Annotated in this window: 18 protein-coding genes; 9 read left to right on the top strand and 9 right to left on the bottom strand. The window is 64.5% G+C overall.

All coding sequences use genetic code 11. From position 1 onward, the window contains the following. Nucleotides 1–47: 47 nt before the first annotated feature. Nucleotides 48–1,370 (top strand): serine hydroxymethyltransferase, encoded by a 1,323-nt coding sequence (locus AC1DGP_RS15605; RefSeq protein ID WP_441491409.1) that lies wholly within the window; start codon nucleotides 48–50, stop codon nucleotides 1,368–1,370. A 137-nt stretch (nucleotides 1,371–1,507) separates the two neighbouring features. On the opposite strand, the gene AC1DGP_RS15600 is transcribed toward AC1DGP_RS15605, so the two are convergent. Further along, complete coding sequence (locus AC1DGP_RS15600; protein WP_476832278.1) at nucleotides 1,508–2,884, bottom strand: serine hydrolase domain-containing protein; 1,377 nt, start codon at nucleotides 2,882–2,884, stop codon at nucleotides 1,508–1,510. Between the two features lie 204 nt (nucleotides 2,885–3,088). Between AC1DGP_RS15600 and AC1DGP_RS15595 the strand changes: the two genes are divergently transcribed. Beyond that, the gene (locus AC1DGP_RS15595) at nucleotides 3,089–3,301 is read left to right on the top strand and encodes a DUF3126 family protein (protein WP_441491407.1); all 213 of its coding nucleotides are present in this window, start codon (nucleotides 3,089–3,091) and stop codon (nucleotides 3,299–3,301) included. Between the two features lie 14 nt (nucleotides 3,302–3,315). On the opposite strand, the gene AC1DGP_RS15590 is transcribed toward AC1DGP_RS15595, so the two are convergent. Beyond that, the gene (locus AC1DGP_RS15590; RefSeq protein ID WP_441491406.1) at nucleotides 3,316–4,029 is read right to left on the bottom strand and encodes a hypothetical protein; all 714 of its coding nucleotides are present in this window, start codon (nucleotides 4,027–4,029) and stop codon (nucleotides 3,316–3,318) included. 184 nt (nucleotides 4,030–4,213) lie between these two features. Between AC1DGP_RS15590 and AC1DGP_RS15585 the strand changes: the two genes are divergently transcribed. Further along, a complete protein-coding gene (locus AC1DGP_RS15585) occupies nucleotides 4,214–4,543 on the top strand; it encodes a DUF6949 family protein (RefSeq protein ID WP_069882633.1) in 330 nt (109 codons plus the stop codon). Between the two features lie 58 nt (nucleotides 4,544–4,601). Continuing rightward, entirely contained in the window at nucleotides 4,602–5,132 is a 531-nt protein-coding gene (locus tag AC1DGP_RS15580) for a gamma carbonic anhydrase family protein (RefSeq protein ID WP_441491405.1), read from the top strand. 264 nt (nucleotides 5,133–5,396) lie between these two features. Here AC1DGP_RS15580 and AC1DGP_RS15575 read toward each other — a convergent pair whose 3' ends face one another. The 3 genes from AC1DGP_RS15575 to AC1DGP_RS15565 form a co-directional block, all read right to left on the bottom strand. Next, nucleotides 5,397–6,020: a transglutaminase-like cysteine peptidase gene (locus AC1DGP_RS15575; RefSeq protein WP_069880063.1), complete on the bottom strand. Its 624-nt coding sequence runs from the start codon at nucleotides 6,018–6,020 to the stop codon at nucleotides 5,397–5,399. 502 nt (nucleotides 6,021–6,522) lie between these two features. Further along, complete coding sequence (locus tag AC1DGP_RS15570) at nucleotides 6,523–7,137, bottom strand: PilZ domain-containing protein (protein ID WP_441491404.1); 615 nt, start codon at nucleotides 7,135–7,137, stop codon at nucleotides 6,523–6,525. A gap of 59 nt (nucleotides 7,138–7,196) precedes the next feature. Further along, nucleotides 7,197–7,760 (bottom strand): PAS domain-containing protein, encoded by a 564-nt coding sequence (locus tag AC1DGP_RS15565; RefSeq protein ID WP_441491403.1) that lies wholly within the window; start codon nucleotides 7,758–7,760, stop codon nucleotides 7,197–7,199. 439 nt (nucleotides 7,761–8,199) lie between these two features. Between AC1DGP_RS15565 and AC1DGP_RS15560 the strand changes: the two genes are divergently transcribed. Continuing rightward, nucleotides 8,200–9,021 carry a rhomboid family intramembrane serine protease gene (locus AC1DGP_RS15560; protein WP_476832277.1) on the top strand — a complete coding sequence of 274 codons (822 nt, stop codon included), beginning with the start codon at nucleotides 8,200–8,202 and terminating at the stop codon, nucleotides 9,019–9,021. Between the two features lie 196 nt (nucleotides 9,022–9,217). Beyond that, nucleotides 9,218–9,649: a CBS domain-containing protein gene (locus AC1DGP_RS15555; protein WP_441491401.1), complete on the top strand. Its 432-nt coding sequence runs from the start codon at nucleotides 9,218–9,220 to the stop codon at nucleotides 9,647–9,649. Between the two features lie 33 nt (nucleotides 9,650–9,682). Here the strand turns inward: AC1DGP_RS15555 and AC1DGP_RS15550 are convergent, their stop codons facing one another. From AC1DGP_RS15550 to folE, 3 genes are all read right to left on the bottom strand, one after another. Beyond that, nucleotides 9,683–10,717, bottom strand: a complete 1,035-nt coding sequence (locus AC1DGP_RS15550; protein WP_476832276.1) for a patatin-like phospholipase family protein — start codon at nucleotides 10,715–10,717, stop codon at nucleotides 9,683–9,685. 141 nt (nucleotides 10,718–10,858) lie between these two features. Continuing rightward, nucleotides 10,859–11,269, bottom strand: coding sequence for a phosphoribosyl-AMP cyclohydrolase (gene hisI, locus AC1DGP_RS15545; protein ID WP_476832275.1), 411 nt, complete (start codon nucleotides 11,267–11,269; stop codon nucleotides 10,859–10,861). A 90-nt stretch (nucleotides 11,270–11,359) separates the two neighbouring features. Next, the gene (folE, locus tag AC1DGP_RS15540) at nucleotides 11,360–12,001 is read right to left on the bottom strand and encodes a GTP cyclohydrolase I FolE (RefSeq protein ID WP_441491398.1); all 642 of its coding nucleotides are present in this window, start codon (nucleotides 11,999–12,001) and stop codon (nucleotides 11,360–11,362) included. Nucleotides 12,002–12,204: 203 nt separating this feature from the next. Between folE and AC1DGP_RS15535 the strand changes: the two genes are divergently transcribed. Continuing rightward, nucleotides 12,205–12,675 (top strand): iron-sulfur cluster assembly scaffold protein, encoded by a 471-nt coding sequence (locus tag AC1DGP_RS15535; protein ID WP_476832274.1) that lies wholly within the window; start codon nucleotides 12,205–12,207, stop codon nucleotides 12,673–12,675. On the opposite strand, the gene AC1DGP_RS15530 is transcribed toward AC1DGP_RS15535, so the two are convergent. After that, nucleotides 12,668–13,417: a phosphatase PAP2 family protein gene (locus AC1DGP_RS15530; protein ID WP_476832273.1), complete on the bottom strand. Its 750-nt coding sequence runs from the start codon at nucleotides 13,415–13,417 to the stop codon at nucleotides 12,668–12,670. The two genes, AC1DGP_RS15535 and AC1DGP_RS15530, sit on opposite strands and share 8 nt — an antisense overlap. Before the next feature lie 44 nt (nucleotides 13,418–13,461). Between AC1DGP_RS15530 and yidD the strand changes: the two genes are divergently transcribed. Together yidD and thrS are read left to right on the top strand one after the other, a co-directional pair. Further along, nucleotides 13,462–13,800, top strand: coding sequence for a membrane protein insertion efficiency factor YidD (yidD, locus tag AC1DGP_RS15525; RefSeq protein WP_476768603.1), 339 nt, complete (start codon nucleotides 13,462–13,464; stop codon nucleotides 13,798–13,800). Between the two features lie 189 nt (nucleotides 13,801–13,989). Beyond that, nucleotides 13,990–15,990 carry a threonine--tRNA ligase gene (gene thrS / locus AC1DGP_RS15520; protein ID WP_441506158.1) on the top strand — a complete coding sequence of 667 codons (2,001 nt, stop codon included), beginning with the start codon at nucleotides 13,990–13,992 and terminating at the stop codon, nucleotides 15,988–15,990. Nucleotides 15,991–16,037: the final 47 nt, after the last annotated feature.

Below are 16,037 nucleotides of genomic sequence, written 5' to 3'. Positions count from 1 at the left end.
ATCACGGCGTACCGCGCGTTGCGGTTCGACCGGATGGAGAAACGGACATGGCGGCGTTGGGCAGGCGCGACTGGGTGCCAGCGGCAAGCGAGGACTACGTGCTCACGGTCGCCGAGACCGTCGCCCTGCAGGATCTCGATGCGACCGAGCGGTCGATCCAGGCGTTGACGACGGAGAACCGCGCGATCCACGAGCGCGATTGCGTCAATCTCAACCCCGCAACCAATATCATGAACCCGAAAGCGGAGGCGGCGCTCTCGGCCGGCCTGGGCGCGCGGCCTTCGCTCGGTTACCCCGGCGACAAATATGAGATGGGGCTCGAGGCGATCGAGAAGATCGAGATCATTGCCGCGGAGCTCGCGGCACAGGTCTTTGGTGCCCGCTACGCAGAAATCCGGGTGCCGTCGGGTGCCATCGCCAATCTCTATGCCTTCATGGCGGTGGCGAAGGCGGGGGACTGCATCATCGCTCCACCGGGCGATATCGGCGGGCATGTCACTCATCATGGCGCTGGCGCGGCCGGGCTTTACGGCGTCATCACCCATCCCGCGCCGGTCGACGCGCTGAACTACACGGTCGATCTCGGCAGGCTGCGTGAGGACGCATTGCGTCTCCGCCCGAAGCTGATCAGCATCGGCGGCAGCCTCAACCTGTTCGCGCATCCGATCCGCGAGATCCGCGCCATCGCGGACGAGGTCGGAGCGATCGTGCTGTTCGATGCCGCCCATATGTCCGGCATGATCGCCGGCCATGCTTGGCAGCAACCACTGCAGGAGGGAGCGCATCTGATGACGATGAGCACCTACAAGAGCCTGGGCGGTCCGCCTTCGGGCCTGATCGTCACCAATGACGCCGACCTTGCCAGGAAGCTCGATGCCATCGCCTATCCCGGTCTGACCGCCAATTTCGACGCGGCAAAATCGGCATCTCTCGCCATTACGCTGCTCGACTGGAAGGCGCATGGCCGCGCCTATGCGCAGATGATGGCGCAGACCGCGAAGGCGCTGGCCGATGCCCTTGTCGAACGGCAGGTCCCGGTCTTCGCGCGCGATCGCGGCATCACGACATCGCATCAGTTCGCCATCGAGGCGGCCCCCTACGGCGGCGGGCAGGCGGCCGCGAAACGGCTGCGCGAGGTCAACATCCTGAGTTGCGGGATCGGCCTGCCGATCGCGCCCGTCGCAGGCGATGTCAACGGCCTGCGGCTCGGGACGCCCGAGATCGTGCGCTTCGGCATGACAGCTGCCGACATGCCGGAGCTCGCCGGCTATATCGCTGAAGGTCTGAGCGGAGCTCGGCCCGCCGAGGCCGTTGCACGGGATGTCACGGCCTTGCGCAGCCGCTTCACGAAGCTGCACTTCATGCGCTGACGAGTGGCGGCCGGCGGGCAGGTGCGTACCGGCGCCGAAACCTCATGCGCCGGCCCGAAGCGTCGAACGCGGTTTCGGACCGATGCAAACACGGAGGATCAGCTCATCGGACCGGATACGAGACCCGGGGCGATGAGCTAGCCGCTGCGCTTCGCATAGCGATCAAGCATCTCGGCGCGCAGCGCAGCCTCGGAGACGAGATGCGCGCCGCCGAGCCAGATCGACTCGATTGCGCCGGTGCTGTCGCGGACCAGGCGTGCTGTCTCACCCGGGCTGTTGAAGCCCGACGCCTTGCTCAGGCGACCCTGGTCAGGAGCCTCGACCGCGATCTCTCCCGCGTCGAGAAAGGGCGTGAAGAGGGCCGGGCTGGCGCAGAGCACCTTGTTGCCGACGGGGACGAGATCGCCGCAGGCCCAGATGCTCCACCAGCGCCCAACCCAGCCTTCGGTCTCGGGTGAGGGGCCACCTTCATCGGAAAATGTCCGGACGATGTGGAGGATGCCGTCGAGCCATTGATGGGCCAACCCGTCAATGGCATTGGTCAGGACCGAGATCGTCAGGTCCTGCTTCGGCAGGACGACGGTACGGGTGATGAAGCCCTGGAAACCACCGGAATGGCCGAACCATTTCCAGTCGCCATGTCCGCCGGAAATCGTGCCAAGGCCGTAATGGCGGCCAAGACTGGCTTCGTCGTCGGGCCAGAGACGGCGGCTCATCTCGCGGCGACTGAGCGCAGACAGGATGCTGCGCTCTGCCTGCGGTGAAAGCTGCGCGAAGTAACGCGCGACGTCTGCGGCAGTAGCCACGAAGCCGGCGGCGGAGGTCATGGCGTGTCCGGGGTTGTCTCCGGGAATGACCACCCTGCGCCCAAGAGGCATTCTGGGGCTATGACCCTTGGCCATGGGGCGGTCTGCCCAGAGCCCGATATCAGGGCGGGTTTCGCTGAGTTGCGCAGGTGCGACGACCTCGGCGGCAATCCAGTCACGATAGGCCTGGCCCGTCACGGCTTCGATGACGAGGCCGAGAAGGCCGAAGCCATGGTTCGAGTATTTGAAGCGCTGCGAGGGCGGAAAGGGCTGCGCAACCGAGAGATCGGCGAGCAGCTCGTCCTTGCTGAGATAGGGCCTGCGGTCGAAGAACTGGCCGTTGTCGGCGCCATCTCGGGTCAGGCCGGCGCTGTTCGAGAGCAGTTGCGCCAGGGTCACGGCGGCGACGTCAGGATGCAGGCCGGTGACAAAGCTGCCGACCTTGTCATCGAGCCTGATGCGGCCCGCCTCGACCAGTCGCAGGATCCCGGCTGCCGTGAACGTCTTGGAATGCGAGGCGATGCGAAAGCCGTGGCGCGGCGTCAACGCTTCTCCGGTCTCGATGTCGGCGCTGCCGAAGGCAGCCTCCAGGACGATCTTCTGGCCGCTCGCGATGGCCACGGCGCAGCCCGGCTGATCGTGATGGCGGCGCTGGAATTCGAGCCAGCTCGAGACATAATTCAGGGCAGCGGGCAGCCAGGGCGTCATCGGGCAATCCATCATTGGCGATGTGGGGGATGGAACATGGCACGATCACCGCGAGGGCGGCAGATATGCAGGAGCAAGCGCTGCCATGCGAGCGTGACGCAGCGCGAGGCCCGGATCTCAGGTTGAACGCGGGCGTGACAGCGTTTCGCTTGCCCTCGCAGCCCGGCCATGGCATCCGTCCCGCCACTCTGAAAGGACCAACCAGTGGACAAGACAGAACTCGCCAAGCTCGAAGCCTATCTTCGGCGCACCTTCGCCAATCATGGCATCAGCGTGCGGGCGCGCATGAAGAAGACCGATTCCGCCGAGGTTTATCTGGGTGAAGAGTTCATCGGCATCATCCATGTCGACGACGAGGATGGCGACCGCTCGTTCAACTTCACCATGGCGATCCTCGACGTCGATCTCGAAGGCTGAGGGCCATCAGCGGCTCAGCGCATCATCCCATCGATGGTGCGCCTGACGCCGCCGACCATCAGCTCCCAGTCGGCGATGACGGCGCGCGGGAAGCGGATGTTCACGTCAAGTCCGCGATGCCGGAAGGTGACGCGGCAGAGTTCGTCGAGAGGGGCGGGGCCGGTGTTCACCGGGCAGCGCGCTGCAAAGCCTCGCCCATCCGGGACCGAAACGTAGAGCTCGTCGCCCTCATAGGGTGAGCCCTTGCGGAACCCGCGTACGACAAGCCCGCCCGGATTGGACCAGACCGTCGGAGTCAGGAAGCGGGCATAGACCGAGAGCTGTGTCGCCGGCTCGTTGACCTTGTCGGGCGGGCTCAACGTGACCAGTAGCTTGCGTCGGCTTTGGGCGGTCACGGGACCGAAACTCGGCCAGTCGAGACGCAGCCGGGTCATGCCGACCACCCGCTCGCTGTCTTCCTGTTCGGAGCCGGCCAGATCCTGGGGAACCAGAAGCGAGACCTGGCCGACGCGCGCCGGCTGGTGCTGGGTCACAGGAGCTGCCGCCAGGCGATGGCCGTAGAGAGCGTATCCGGTTGCTGCGGCGGCAACCAGCAGGATCGCGCCGGCCGCCTTCCAGAGCGCGCCGTCAGCGCGAGGCAGGGGCGGCGGCGGCCGATTCAGGCGTGCGCGGACCACGGTCGTGAGGCCGGCGGCGCGTTGGGGCGAATGGTGCGCGTATGCGGTCAAGATCCAAGCACCTCGATAACAGGTGCCAGTGACTGAATCAGACGCGCCTTAATGCTCCGTAAACCATGCGGATTGCGCGAGGATTGCCGCGCGGCGCAAGGGTTAACCATCGCTAACGAGATTTCTTCACACTTCGTAAACCATGCGGCACAGTGCAGGTGCGTTCTCGCCCGGAGCCGTGACGTTGCGTATCGAACCCGCTGCCGTCGAGGCACTCCAGTCCCTGTTCATCGGCTTTGCCTTTGCCGGGCTGATGGCGAGCGCCTTCGAGCTGTTCACCGAGAAGCGTGCTGATTTTCAACTGCTGCAGACGGGAGGGTTGGCCGCGGTCGCGAGCGTGCCGGTCGTCGTCTTCAGCGCGCCGTTTCTCATCCTTCGCAATACCGTGAGGGGCCGCCGCAGCGATGGCCGGCCCTTTGCCTTCGTCATGCTGGCGAGCATGGCGGCGTCTCTCTGGAGCGTCGCCTCGGGGCGCGTGGTGCTCGACCTGCTGCATTACGTCGGCGGCGCTTGACGGGGCGGCCGGCCGACCTGCAATCCTCGCGGCAGGTTTGCAGAAGGATGATCCGCCCATGCCGCTCTATTCGCTCGACGGGACTGCCCCCGAATGCCCCGCCGCAGGCCAGTGGTGGCTTGCGCCCGATGCGCATGTGATCGGCAGGGTGAAGCTCGCAGCCGGCGTCGGAATCTGGTTCGGCGCAGTGCTGCGTGGCGACAATGAATGGATCGAAATCGGCGAAGGCAGCAATATCCAGGAGGGCTGCGTCCTGCACACCGATATGGGCTCGCCGCTGCGCGTCGGAGCCGGCTGCACCATCGGCCACCGGGCGATCCTGCATGGCTGCATCATCGGAGAGAACAGCCTGATCGGGATGGGCGCGACGGTACTGAACGGCGCGAAAATCGGCCGCAACAGCCTGGTCGGCGCCAATGCTCTCGTGACCGAGGGCAAGGAGTTTCCGGAGAACTCGCTGATCGTCGGGTCTCCCGCCCGCGCCATCCGCACGCTCGACGAGGCGGCGATTGCCGGCATTGCAGGCTCGGCCCGTGCCTATGTCGCGCGCTGGAAGCAGTTTGCCGTCGGGCTCAAGCAGATCGGCTGAAGCAGCGGCCCGAAGGGCGGATTGCGGTTTTCAGGAAGGCCGGCGCACACGCAGAAGTTCAGATCCTCGGTCCGGGTACGATATCTGGTCCGATCATCCAACCGCACCGGCCAGGGCCGGAAACGAGACGGGCCGACGCCTCGGGGGGAAGCGTCGGCCCTATGGCGAAACCCGGCCTGGGGACGGGGTGGGGTGGGGACGTGACCGAGCCTCGCCGTCCATGTGGCCGCGGCAGCCTGGTGCTGCGGCCAATCTTGTTCGTCTTCAGCGAGCCGAAGCGACAGTCGGCGTCGAGAGTCCGCCGAGCGAGGTCCAACCCGTCTGATACTGCGACTCGCGCTTGACGTAGACGTAGCCGGTCTGGCTCCACGGCAGGATCGCGTTGCGCTTGTTGTCGAGCACATAATCACCGCGATCCGTACGGATCATCAGCACGGCGTGGCCGGCATTTTCCTCGTCGATCACGACGGTCATCAACATGGCGCGACGGGGCACACCGGCTTCGGCAAGACGCTTGCGCTTGAGCAGGGCGTAATCCTCGCAGTCGCCCTTGCCGTCGGTCGGGATGTCCCAGCGATCGACGACGCCCCAGTGGTCCTGGTCCGTGATCGCTTCGATCTCCCGATTTGTCTTGTTGTTGAGAGCAATAATCGTCTTCCAGAGCTTTGGCGTCATCTCGACACGCTCGGGCTCCTGAGTATTGACCGCGCATTCGACCGGATTGCGCTTGCAGAAATCCGTCCAGGCATAAGGCGCCCGGGCATCGCCCGAAGCTGCAATCGGCATGGCGGCGGCCGGTAGAGCCGCAACCTGTTGGGCCTGAACCGATGAAATTCCAGCAACTGCGATCAGCGCAGCCAGAACTGTACCCCGATGAATAGAAAGCATGTCGTCCCCTTTCCTGTCCCTGGGGCAGACGATGCGTGAGGCAGATGGACGTCGCTTGAAATGGAAACAAGCAATTTTATGTAATCAGGCGCTACGTATTCGGATCATCTGACAGTATAAATCAACGCCAAATGCCGAAGTAAGAAATGTGAGCGCTGCGTTCTCGATTCGTTAACTGTGGCAGGTCTGAATGTTGTGGGCAGGTTTCATTAACGCTGTGGGGAAACGCGACGAGGCGCGCCCCCGACTGAGGGCAGCGAGCTGTCCCTCATGTCACACTCCGCTCAGGCGAGGCGTACGGCCGGAATCCGTAGACGAGCCCATGTGGGGGGCGCTCCGGCATGGCGCTTGGATTTCAGCGCGTCGCCCCGACGCCGCACGTTGAGACATCGACGGGCTGACACCCCGGCCTAGGTCCCGAAACAGCCAGACCACGCTGACGCCCGGGCGTCATGCATGAGACGATGTCTTGAAAGAGAGAGGGGGCGATGGGCCGCCCGGATCAGAGCTCGAGATTCTCGTCGAGCACATCGGCAGAGAGTGGGAAGCGGAACTCCGCCGCGTAGCCGCCATCGAACCGGCGGACGACCTTGGCTGCCGTGCCGCCGATCTTGACCGGCGTGTTGATCGGTAGTTGCTGCTCGGTTGAAAAGGCGACGCCCGACAACGAGATGTCGATCACCCGCACGACGTGCTCCGAACCGTCATCGAGCGTCAGCATCGAGCGGGGATTGCGCGGAATGATGCGCTCGTGACGCCGATCCTCCGGCAGTCCCAGTTCATCGCGATTGGCCAGCCATGTCAGCTGGGCGGTGAATTTCTCGCGCTTGCGGCTGGTCGCGGTGATGGTCATCGCGAAGCCTTCCAGCGTGGTGCGGACGGCAATGCCCTCAATACGGCCGAGATGTTCGAGATAGACGATGACCCGCTCGCCGGGATGGGCCTTGGCGGGGGCGACGAGATGCAGGCCGCCCGGGGAGATGTCGACCGTCTGGCAAGGGTATTCCATGCGGTTCGGAAGCATGTAGCGTCCGAGCAGCACGACCTTCATACGCTGATGCCGCCTGCGCTCGACAGGGCGGATGGCCGGACGGGAGGTGTGCTGCGCACTAAGCATCGGATCAGCCTGATTTGGGCCGACCCTAGCGGCGGGAGGGTTAACGATACGTTAGATCTTCAGTTTCTGCCGCCCGGAAGGACCAGGAATTTTGGCGGCATGACGCGTGCAACGGGTTCAGGCGCACGCTGGCTATGGGCCGACGGCCACAGCATCCGGAGCGAGATCATGCGCATGGAGGCCAAGGTGTCGAGCCCAAGCCATTCCGGCGTCAGGGCGGGCGAGAGCGCCCCGAGAACGCGTGCATGGGTCCGACCGCGATAGCGCAGCGGCAGCAACAGCAGTTCGAGATAGACCGGAGAGCCGTTCATGGTCTCGGCCGAGAGGCCAGCGACGGCGCCGGCGGATTCATCCATCACGGTTTGCACGAGGCGGCGCATTTCGCCCTGGGCTTCCACGTCCGGCCAGAGTGCGGCAAAGGCGCGTCCGCGCAGTTCGCTGCCGAAGAGCGCACAGAGCCGCGTGCCGGCCAGCCGAAAGACGGGCCCGATCGGCTCATTCTCGAGAACGAACGTGTCGGCGAGGGCATGACGCAGCGCACCTGGCTCGATCTCGCCCCGTTCCGGCGCGGAACGCTCGCCGCGCAGCACGTCCCAGTAATCGAACACAAGGCGGGTGCTCATGTTTTTCATTCTGACATCCTGTCCTGTCTGCGTACGCCGCAAGTCCGAATACGTGTCGTAAGGACACATATTCGTCAGAGCGCGGGACGTTTCGGTCCCTGCCGAATCGCGAGACGCAGTGGGCATGCCGTCTTGCCATGGGGGGCGGACAGGGCGACGGGCGCAGGCTCGTTAGGGTTAACGAAATCTTAGCATTGTGGATAACCCGTTAAAATGCTTATCAAATGCAAGCCAATTCAAGGGCCGGCCGCGAGGTGGGCCCTGGGGTCATTCGGGGTGAATGGGGGGCGTGACCGTGCTGCCGATGCTTCGCGCAGCGGCAGGGCCACAGCCGAGAAGGGGGAGGGCCGGTGGCTCTCCCCTTTTTCATTCGGCCCGCGCAAAAGGAAGCATCGGCCGGCTTGCGTCGCAGGTGCAGCTTCGGCAAGGGTTGCGTAGCATGTCCCAGATTCCTGCCGGCCCGTCGGCCCCGCCAGAGCGCGAACCGATCCTGAACCTGCCATCCGCCGTCGTCTGGCTGATCGCCGCACTCGCGCTGATCCAGGCCGGGCGCTCCGTGCTGTCGGAATATGACGACTTCGTCCTGATGTCCTGGCTCGCTTTCGTGCCGGCACGGCTGAGCCTCTGGCTCGACCCCAGCCGTGCGCAGGACATGCTCGCCGAGTTGACGCAAAGGATGGCCGGGCAGGATCTGGCGGACCGGTTGCAGCTTGTGCGGTTGCTGATTGCCGATGGCGGCCCACGCCTCTGGACCTTGCTCACCTATGGTCTGCTGCACGGCTCCTGGGTGCATCTGCTATCAAATGTCGTCTGGCTTGCGGCCTTCGGCAGTCCGGTGGCGCGTCGCCTCGGAACCGGGCGCTTTCTCAATCTGATGGCGCTTTCGACGATCGGCGGCGCTCTGCTGCACTGGTGGTCACGCGATCTCGATGTGCTGCCTTTGGTTGGCGCCTCGGCGGCCGTTTCAGGGGCGACTGCCGCCGCGATCCGCTTCGTCTTCGCACCTGGCTTGCGCTTTGGTGGGTTGGCGGATGACGCCGTGGTGCGCTCGATTCCTGCGGAACCTTTCGGGCATCTCTGGCGCAATCCACGCGCCCTGATCTTCATCGTGATCTGGTTCGCCACGAATTTCCTGTTCGGCGCCGGGCTGGTTCCGATCCTGGGCGAGGACACCAGCATTGCCTGGGAGGCGCATATCGGCGGCTTTCTCGTCGGACTGCTGCTGTTCCCGCCGCTCGATCGCGGCGCGGTACGGCGCTGAGGGGGCCCGAAGCCGCCAATCTGCCCGCGGCTTCGCGCCATTCGCCTTGCCGTCGCCCCGGTCTTCGCCCACACTCCCGGTTCTGCGAAGGGCTTGCGACGGCCTCTTTGGCGACTTGACCCGTCATCGGCCGGGCAACGCTCCCGTTGATTTCGCGCGCCAGGGCGATGGTGCGCCAAACAGGAGGAACGCGTTCATGAACGTCGCGCAGATTCTCGGTAACAAGGGGCACGATGTCATCTCGGTGCAGCCGCATCGTACGCTCGCCGAGGCAATCCGCACGCTTGGCGAGAAGCGTATCGGCGCAGTCGTGGTCGCTGGCGCCGACGGCAGCTTGCTCGGAATCCTGTCCGAAAGAGACATCATCCGCGCTCTTGCCGAAACTGGGACGGCCGCATTGGAGAGCCCGGTCTCGCGGATCATGACGGCCAAGGTCGTTACCTGCCGCCATGAGACCAGCGTTGATGAGTTGATGGAGCTGATGACGGTGGGCCGCTTCCGCCATGTTCCGGTGCTTGAGAACGGGCGGGTCACGGGGATCGTCTCGATCGGGGACGTCGTGAAGCACCGTGTCGCCGAGATCGAGGCCGAGAGCCGGGCCATGCGGGATTACATCGCGATGGCCTGAGGCCGGTCTGCCCTGCAGAGCGAGCAGCCCGGATCAGTCGGCCGCGATGTGATTGCTCGCGACCATGGCCGCGATCTCGTCGAGCGCGCGCCGTGCGGCGACGCGGCCGAGTTCCATGGCCTCTTCGGCCCGATGGAAATCGAACAGGCCGACCTTGGCGAGCTTGGGCCCGATCATGACGTCGGGCGGATCGCCGGCCAGCCGCGAGCGCGAGATGCGATCCTGGGTGATGTTGAAGGCATCGACCATCACGCCGGCGAGCCCGGGCTGATCGTTGCTGGCGCGGCCCAGGAAGCCGCGCATGCGCCGTGCCGCACCGCTGATGCCGTCCAGCCAGCGCGAAGTCGGGCGAATGTCGAGCTCGGGCAGGGGTTCGGGGTCCGGATCCGAGCTGTGGTTCTGGATGGTGGTGCCGCGTCCCGAGAGGTCGCTGTTGAGGTTGACGCAGATCACGACATCGGCGCCAAGCGCGCGTGCGGCGGTGACTGGCACAGGGTTGACCAGGGCGCCGTCCATCAACCAGCGCCCGCCGAGCTTCACCGGATCGAAGACGCCGGGCAGCGCGTAGGAGGCACGCAGGGCCTCGACGAGTGGGCCATGGGTCAGCCAGATTTCGTGGCCCGTGCCGAGTTCTGTCGCCACTGCGACGAAGCGCTGCGGCAGGGCCTCGATGCGGATGCCGACAAGGTCGCGTTCAAGCAGGCGCTTCAGGCGACCCCCGGAGATGAGGCCCGCGCCACCGATGTGGAAGTCCATCAGTCCGACGACACGGCGCTTGGTCAGGCCCATCGCGAATTCGGTCAGCGCCGGCAGCTTTCCCGCGGAAAAGCAGCCGCCGACCACGGCGCCGATCGATGTTCCGGCAATGACATCGGGCGCGAAGCCCGCTTCCGTCAGGACCTCGATTACGCCGATATGGGCCCAGCCGCGCGCAGCTCCACCACCGAGAGCAAGGCCGATCCTTGGTCTGCTGCTGCGCCGCAGCAGCGGTTCGATACTAAGGTCATTCATAGAGGCCACGCCGCCGCCCATTCCAAAGGCCCGTCGAGCAATACCATCCCATAACATGATCCCGACCCTCCGCGGGTGGATCATCGTCTCGCGAGAAAGTGAGGAGAACCTGAATCACACGCGCGACGGTTGCGCCTAACAAGCGGATTTGACAGAAAAATGTTAGATTGGTGAAAGGATTGCCAACGCGGCCCTGCATCACGTGGCGAGCAAGGTGAGAGGTTCGACTGCGGCATCGCGCAGCGGCTTCACCCGGTAAAAGCACGAGTGCCGGCCCGTGTGGCAGCACCCGCCATCGCCCGCGACCTTCACCTTCAGCCAAATGGCATCCTGGTCGCAGTCGACGCGCATCTCGAGGATGGTCTGGACCTGTCCGGAGGTGGCGCCCTTGTGCCAGAGCTCCTTGCGCGAGCGCGACCAGTACCAGGCTTCCCCCGTCGCGATGCTGCGTTGAAGGGCTTCGGCGTTCATATGGGCGACCATCAGGAGTTCGCCCGTCTCGGCGTCGGTCGTCACGCAGGTGACGAGGCCGCTGGTGTCGAAGCGCGGCGCCAGCGTCGTGCCTTCCTCGAGCGCATGCTTGTCGGACAAAACGGGGAAGCTGAACATTGGCGGCTCCGCAGCAGGACAGGGCGCATCTCGCGAGGCGCCCCTTATCATGGTGGCGGTGGTTATCGCCAATGCCGCGTCGCGCCAATCTTACAGGCCAGGTGACTTGACCATGGTGAAGAAGCGGACCTGTTCGGCAGGGTCCTTGAACACGCCGGTATATTGCGTGGTCAGCGTCGATGAACCTTGCTTCAGCACGCCCCGCATCGACATGCACATGTGCTCGGCCTCCACCAGAACGGCGACGCCGCGCGGTTCGAGCGCCTTGTCGATGATCCGGGCAATCTGCGCCGTCATGGCCTCCTGGGTCTGGAGGCGCCGAGCGTAGACATCGACGATGCGCGCCAGCTTCGACAGGCCGACAACGCCCTTCGCGGGGTAGTAGCCGATATGCGCCTTGCCGACGAAAGGCACCATGTGGTGCTCGCAATGCGAATGGAACGGGATGTCGCGGACGAGGACCATGTCCTGATAGTTGTCGACCTCCTCGAAGACCCGGTCGAGGATCTCGTCGGGATTTTCGGAGTAGCCCCTGTAGAATTCCTTGTAGGCCTTGGCGACGCGCTGCGGCGTTTCAAGCAGGCCTTCGCGGGAGGGGTCGTCGCCCGCCCACAGAAGGAGGGTACGCACAGCCTCCTCGGCCTGCTCCTGGGTCGGACGCCTGTCTGGAAACTTGTCAGCGGAGGGGCTGAGAGCCCTCTCGACGGACAAGGACTTAACCACAGGGATCATGTGGTGCCTCCCGTTACGGTTCGTGTCCCAAGGCCTAGCGATGCAGATTCGGCGGGTCGCCGTGACATCGCGTCGCCTCGTAAGAATTGCGACAAGTTCTGCTCCTGCGGCATCATCGGGCGCCACCCATCTCCCGCACGCAGGCGTTCCACCCTATATTGGAACCGCGCGCCGGTCATTCCAGAGCCGGCGAGGACCAAGTCATGCTGAGCGACGTCTACAACAAACGCATCCTGGAACTGGCAGGAAACATCCCGCTGCTCGAGCGATTGCCGACGCCGGACGCGACTGCGACCGCGCATTCCAGGCTGTGCGGCTCCACCGTCACCGTCGATCTGACGATGGACGGCGATGTCGTCACCGGCTTCGGGCATGACGTCAAAGCCTGCGCGCTTGGGCAGGCGTCCTCCTCGATCATGGCGCGCCAGGTCATCGGGTCCACGGCCGGCGAACTTCGCGCGGTTCGCGAGCAGGCGCGTGCGATCCTGAAGGAGAATGCCGAGCCGCCCGCCGGCAAGTGGAGCGATCTCGCCGTTCTGGTGCCGGTGCGCGACTATAAGGCACGCCATGCCTCGACCATGCTGACCTTCGATGCCGTGGTCGACGCGATCGGTCAGATCGAGGCGGCGCGCGAGACCGCGGCGCCGGCAGCCAAGGTTGCGGCGCTCAGGTGAGCCCCAGCGACTTTCGGATTTCGGGACGTGTTTCGTCGAAGCGCTGCCTGAAGGCTCGGTCCGCCAGAAGCGCATCGGCAACGTGTCGGCCGACCTTCTCGCCCGCCACGAGGTCGCTGGCATAATGGAAGCCGCAAACCAGCCGGCTCTCGCCATAGCTTGTGACGCGCTCCGCGAACTTGTCCTTCAGCTCCGGGGCAGCATCGCTGAGCAGTGCGGCATAGAGTGCGGCAGTCGCGGCATGGCCGGCGGGGAAGGAGGTCCCTTCCGGCCTGCCGCCGGGGCAGGGCTTGACCCTGACCTTGTTCCACATCGCAAAGGGCCGCGTCCGCGACGTCAGGCGGCGCACGCTGAGGAGCACGATGCCGAGTTCGATATTCGCTTCGCGAAAAAGCAGGCGAACCTCGCGGTGCTCGGAGAGGTGGGCGTCGATTCCCATGCCTTCGAGAAAGCGATTGAGCGTCTGATATTGATCCGCGATCGCGGCTTTCTCGCGCTCCGGCGTCCGATTCAGCGTGATCTGAAGAACCTCTTCGAACTCCTTCCTGTGCTCGGGCGAGTTCATTGCCGGGGGCAGGCCGATGATCTTGGCGACATCGATCTTGCCGGGCTCAAGCCAGAGGAGGCTGTTCCGCTGCTGGGCAGGCGCTGATGTCAGCGACAAAAGCAAGGCAGCGGGAACCAGAATGGAGGTCGCGCCGGTGCGGAAACGGGAGGCCGATCGCGGAGCGGAGCAAAGCATGAGCGAATCTCAAAATGAAACAGGTAATGACGAAGAATGATGAAATGACATCGGTGCGCGTGTTGTCACGTCTTTTTGCGCGTGCACCACGTTCTGGCGCGCATTGGTTGATCCGCGGTTACCAGCTGAGCATCTCGATGCTGATTGGACGCCAATGCCGGCATTGGCCGAGCTGCTCGAGTTACACGGATGAGGCGATCCAGCGCTTCGGGCTCTGGCGCGGTGGCTGGATCGGTGCCGCGCGGATCTGCCGCTGTACGCCGCTCGGCACCAGCGGCATCGATCTCGTCTGCGAGGAATTGCCGCCGAACTCCGCCTGGTACCAGCCCTGGTCCTATGGTCGCTGGCGCGGCGTGAATGCCCCGCCTCCGCTCGACGAGTGATCCTGCTACATCGATTGCCTGCGGCTGCCGGCTGGTATAGGCGAGGCGGGCGAAATCGGCTCGATCCCACTCGGCGCTTCGCAAAGCGTGAAGCCCTTGAACCGGATGCGGGTCTTCACGCGTTTCCCCGAACAGTATCCGGCCTTGGCTTACGGGGTTCGTTTCCCCGAGTGAGCAGGAGCGCGATCGATGACGATCTCCCTGACCTTTCCTGATGGCGCCACGCGCGAGTTTCCTTCCGGCATCACCGGAAAGGAGATTGCCGGCGGCATTTCCCCCTCTCTGCTGAAGCGCACCGTCGCCATGGCGCTCGACGGCACCGTCGTCGATCTCGGCGATGCAATCGACCGCGATGCGAAGATCGAGTTCCTCAACCGCGAGGATCCGCGCGCGCTCGAGTTGATCCGCCATGATTGCGCCCACGTGCTCGCCGAAGCCGTGCAGGAACTCTATCCCGGCACGCAGGTCACCATCGGCCCGGTGATCGAGAACGGCTTCTTCTACGATTTTTTCCGGAACGAGCCGTTCTCTCCAGAGGATTTCGCGCCGATCGAGAAGAAGATGCGCGAGATCATCGCGCGCGACAAAGCCTTCACCAAGGAAGAGTGGAGCCGCGACAGGGCCAAGCAATTCTTCCGCGACAAGGGTGAGGCCTTCAAGGTCGAGCTCGTCGATGCGATCCCGGAAGACCAGACCCTGAAGATGTACGCTCAGGGTGACTGGATCGACCTCTGCCGCGGGCCGCACATGACCTCGGTCGGCAAGGTCGGCAACGCCTTCAAACTGATGAAGGTGGCTGGCGCCTATTGGCGCGGTGACAGCAACAATCCGATGCTGACGCGGATCTACGGCACCGCCTTCGCCAAGCAGGAGGAGCTCGACGCGCATCTCAAGCAGATCGAGGAGGCGGAGAAGCGCGACCACCGCAAGCTCGGCCGGGAAATGGACCTGTTCCATTTCCAGGAGGAAGGGCCGGGCGTCGTCTTCTGGCACTCGAAGGGCTGGCGCCTGTTCCAGGAGATCATCGCCTATATGCGCCGGCGGCTCGCCGCCGATTACGAGGAGGTCAATGCGCCGCAGATCCTCGACAAGTCGCTCTGGGAAACCTCAGGCCACTGGGGCTGGTATCAGGACAACATGTTCGCGGTGAAATCGGCCGGCGCGCTCGAGCATCCGAATGATCCGGAGAAGGACCAGCGCATGTTCGCGCTGAAGCCGATGAACTGCCCCGGCCATGTCCAGATCTTCAAGCATGGGCTCAAGAGCTATCGCGACCTGCCGATCCGGCTCGCCGAGTTCGGCGCGGTCCATCGCTATGAGCCCTCTGGCGCGCTGCATGGGCTGATGCGTGTGCGCGGCTTCACGCAGGACGACGCGCACATCTTCTGCGCTGAAAACGACCTGGCGGCGGAGTGTCTGAAGATCAATGACCTGATCCTCTCGGTCTATGCCGATTTCGGCTTTACCGACGATCTCGTCATCAAGCTTTCGACCCGTCCGGAGAAGCGCGTCGGTACCGATGCGATGTGGGACCACGCCGAAGACGTGATGACGAAGGTGCTGGATCTGATCGCCCGGCAATCCGGCAACCGGATCAAGACGGAGATCAACCCGGGTGAGGGCGCCTTCTACGGCCCCAAGTTCGAGTATGTCCTTCGCGATGCGATCGGGCGCGACTGGCAGTGCGGCACGACACAGGTCGACTTCAACCTGCCGGAGCGCTTCGGCGCCTTCTATATCGGCTCCGATGGCGAGAAGAAGACGCCGAGCATGGTGCACCGCGCGATCTGCGGTTCGCTGGAGCGCTTCACCGGCATCCTGATCGAACATCATGCCGGCCATTTTCCGCTCTGGCTCGCGCCGGAACAGATCCTGGTCTGTCCGATCACCTCCGAGGCGGATGCCTATGCCGAGCAGGTCACGATTGCCTGTATGAACCAGGGTCTCAGGGCACGTGCCGATCTTCGCAACGAGAAGATCAGCTACAAGGTGCGGGAGCACTCGCTTGCCAAGGTCCCGGTGATTCTGGCCGTCGGCAAGCGCGAGGCCGAGGAGCGCACGGTGACCGTGCGCCGTCTCGGCAGCCAGCAGCAGACGGTGATGAGCCTGGACGAGGCACTCGTGGCCTTCACGACCGAGGCGATGCCTCCGGATCTGGTTCGCCGCAGGGCCGAGATGGCAGCATCCTGAAGACGCTCGTTCATGCGGGGCTCGCCAAATCCGGGCTCCGCATGCCA

The sequence above is a fragment of the Allobosea sp. 05T433 genome, assembly GCF_056396065.1.
This window is presented reverse-complemented; position numbering and strand designations above follow the sequence as displayed.

Excerpts from the sequence above, each read along its gene's own strand:
- AC1DGP_RS15605 (WP_441491409.1), top strand. The coding sequence starts at position 48 with ATGGCGGCGTTGGGCAGGCGCGACTGGGTGCCAGCGGCAAGCGAGGAC.
- AC1DGP_RS15600 (WP_476832278.1), bottom strand. The coding sequence starts at position 2,884 with ATGACGCCCTGGCTGCCCGCTGCCCTGAATTATGTCTCGAGCTGGCTC.
- AC1DGP_RS15580 (WP_441491405.1), top strand. The coding sequence starts at position 4,602 with ATGCCGCTCTATTCGCTCGACGGGACTGCCCCCGAATGCCCCGCCGCA.
- yidD (WP_476768603.1), top strand. The coding sequence starts at position 13,462 with ATGACATCGGTGCGCGTGTTGTCACGTCTTTTTGCGCGTGCACCACGT.
- AC1DGP_RS15555 (WP_441491401.1), top strand. The coding sequence starts at position 9,218 with ATGAACGTCGCGCAGATTCTCGGTAACAAGGGGCACGATGTCATCTCG.
- AC1DGP_RS15565 (WP_441491403.1), bottom strand. The coding sequence starts at position 7,760 with ATGAGCACCCGCCTTGTGTTCGATTACTGGGACGTGCTGCGCGGCGAG.
- AC1DGP_RS15575 (WP_069880063.1), bottom strand. The coding sequence starts at position 6,020 with ATGCTTTCTATTCATCGGGGTACAGTTCTGGCTGCGCTGATCGCAGTT.
- folE (WP_441491398.1), bottom strand. The coding sequence starts at position 12,001 with ATGATCCCTGTGGTTAAGTCCTTGTCCGTCGAGAGGGCTCTCAGCCCC.
- AC1DGP_RS15570 (WP_441491404.1), bottom strand. The coding sequence starts at position 7,137 with ATGCTTAGTGCGCAGCACACCTCCCGTCCGGCCATCCGCCCTGTCGAG.
- AC1DGP_RS15535 (WP_476832274.1), top strand. The coding sequence starts at position 12,205 with ATGCTGAGCGACGTCTACAACAAACGCATCCTGGAACTGGCAGGAAAC.
- AC1DGP_RS15530 (WP_476832273.1), bottom strand. The coding sequence starts at position 13,417 with ATGCTTTGCTCCGCTCCGCGATCGGCCTCCCGTTTCCGCACCGGCGCG.
- AC1DGP_RS15550 (WP_476832276.1), bottom strand. The coding sequence starts at position 10,717 with ATGTTATGGGATGGTATTGCTCGACGGGCCTTTGGAATGGGCGGCGGC.
- AC1DGP_RS15560 (WP_476832277.1), top strand. The coding sequence starts at position 8,200 with ATGTCCCAGATTCCTGCCGGCCCGTCGGCCCCGCCAGAGCGCGAACCG.
- thrS (WP_441506158.1), top strand. The coding sequence starts at position 13,990 with ATGACGATCTCCCTGACCTTTCCTGATGGCGCCACGCGCGAGTTTCCT.
- hisI (WP_476832275.1), bottom strand. The coding sequence starts at position 11,269 with ATGTTCAGCTTCCCCGTTTTGTCCGACAAGCATGCGCTCGAGGAAGGC.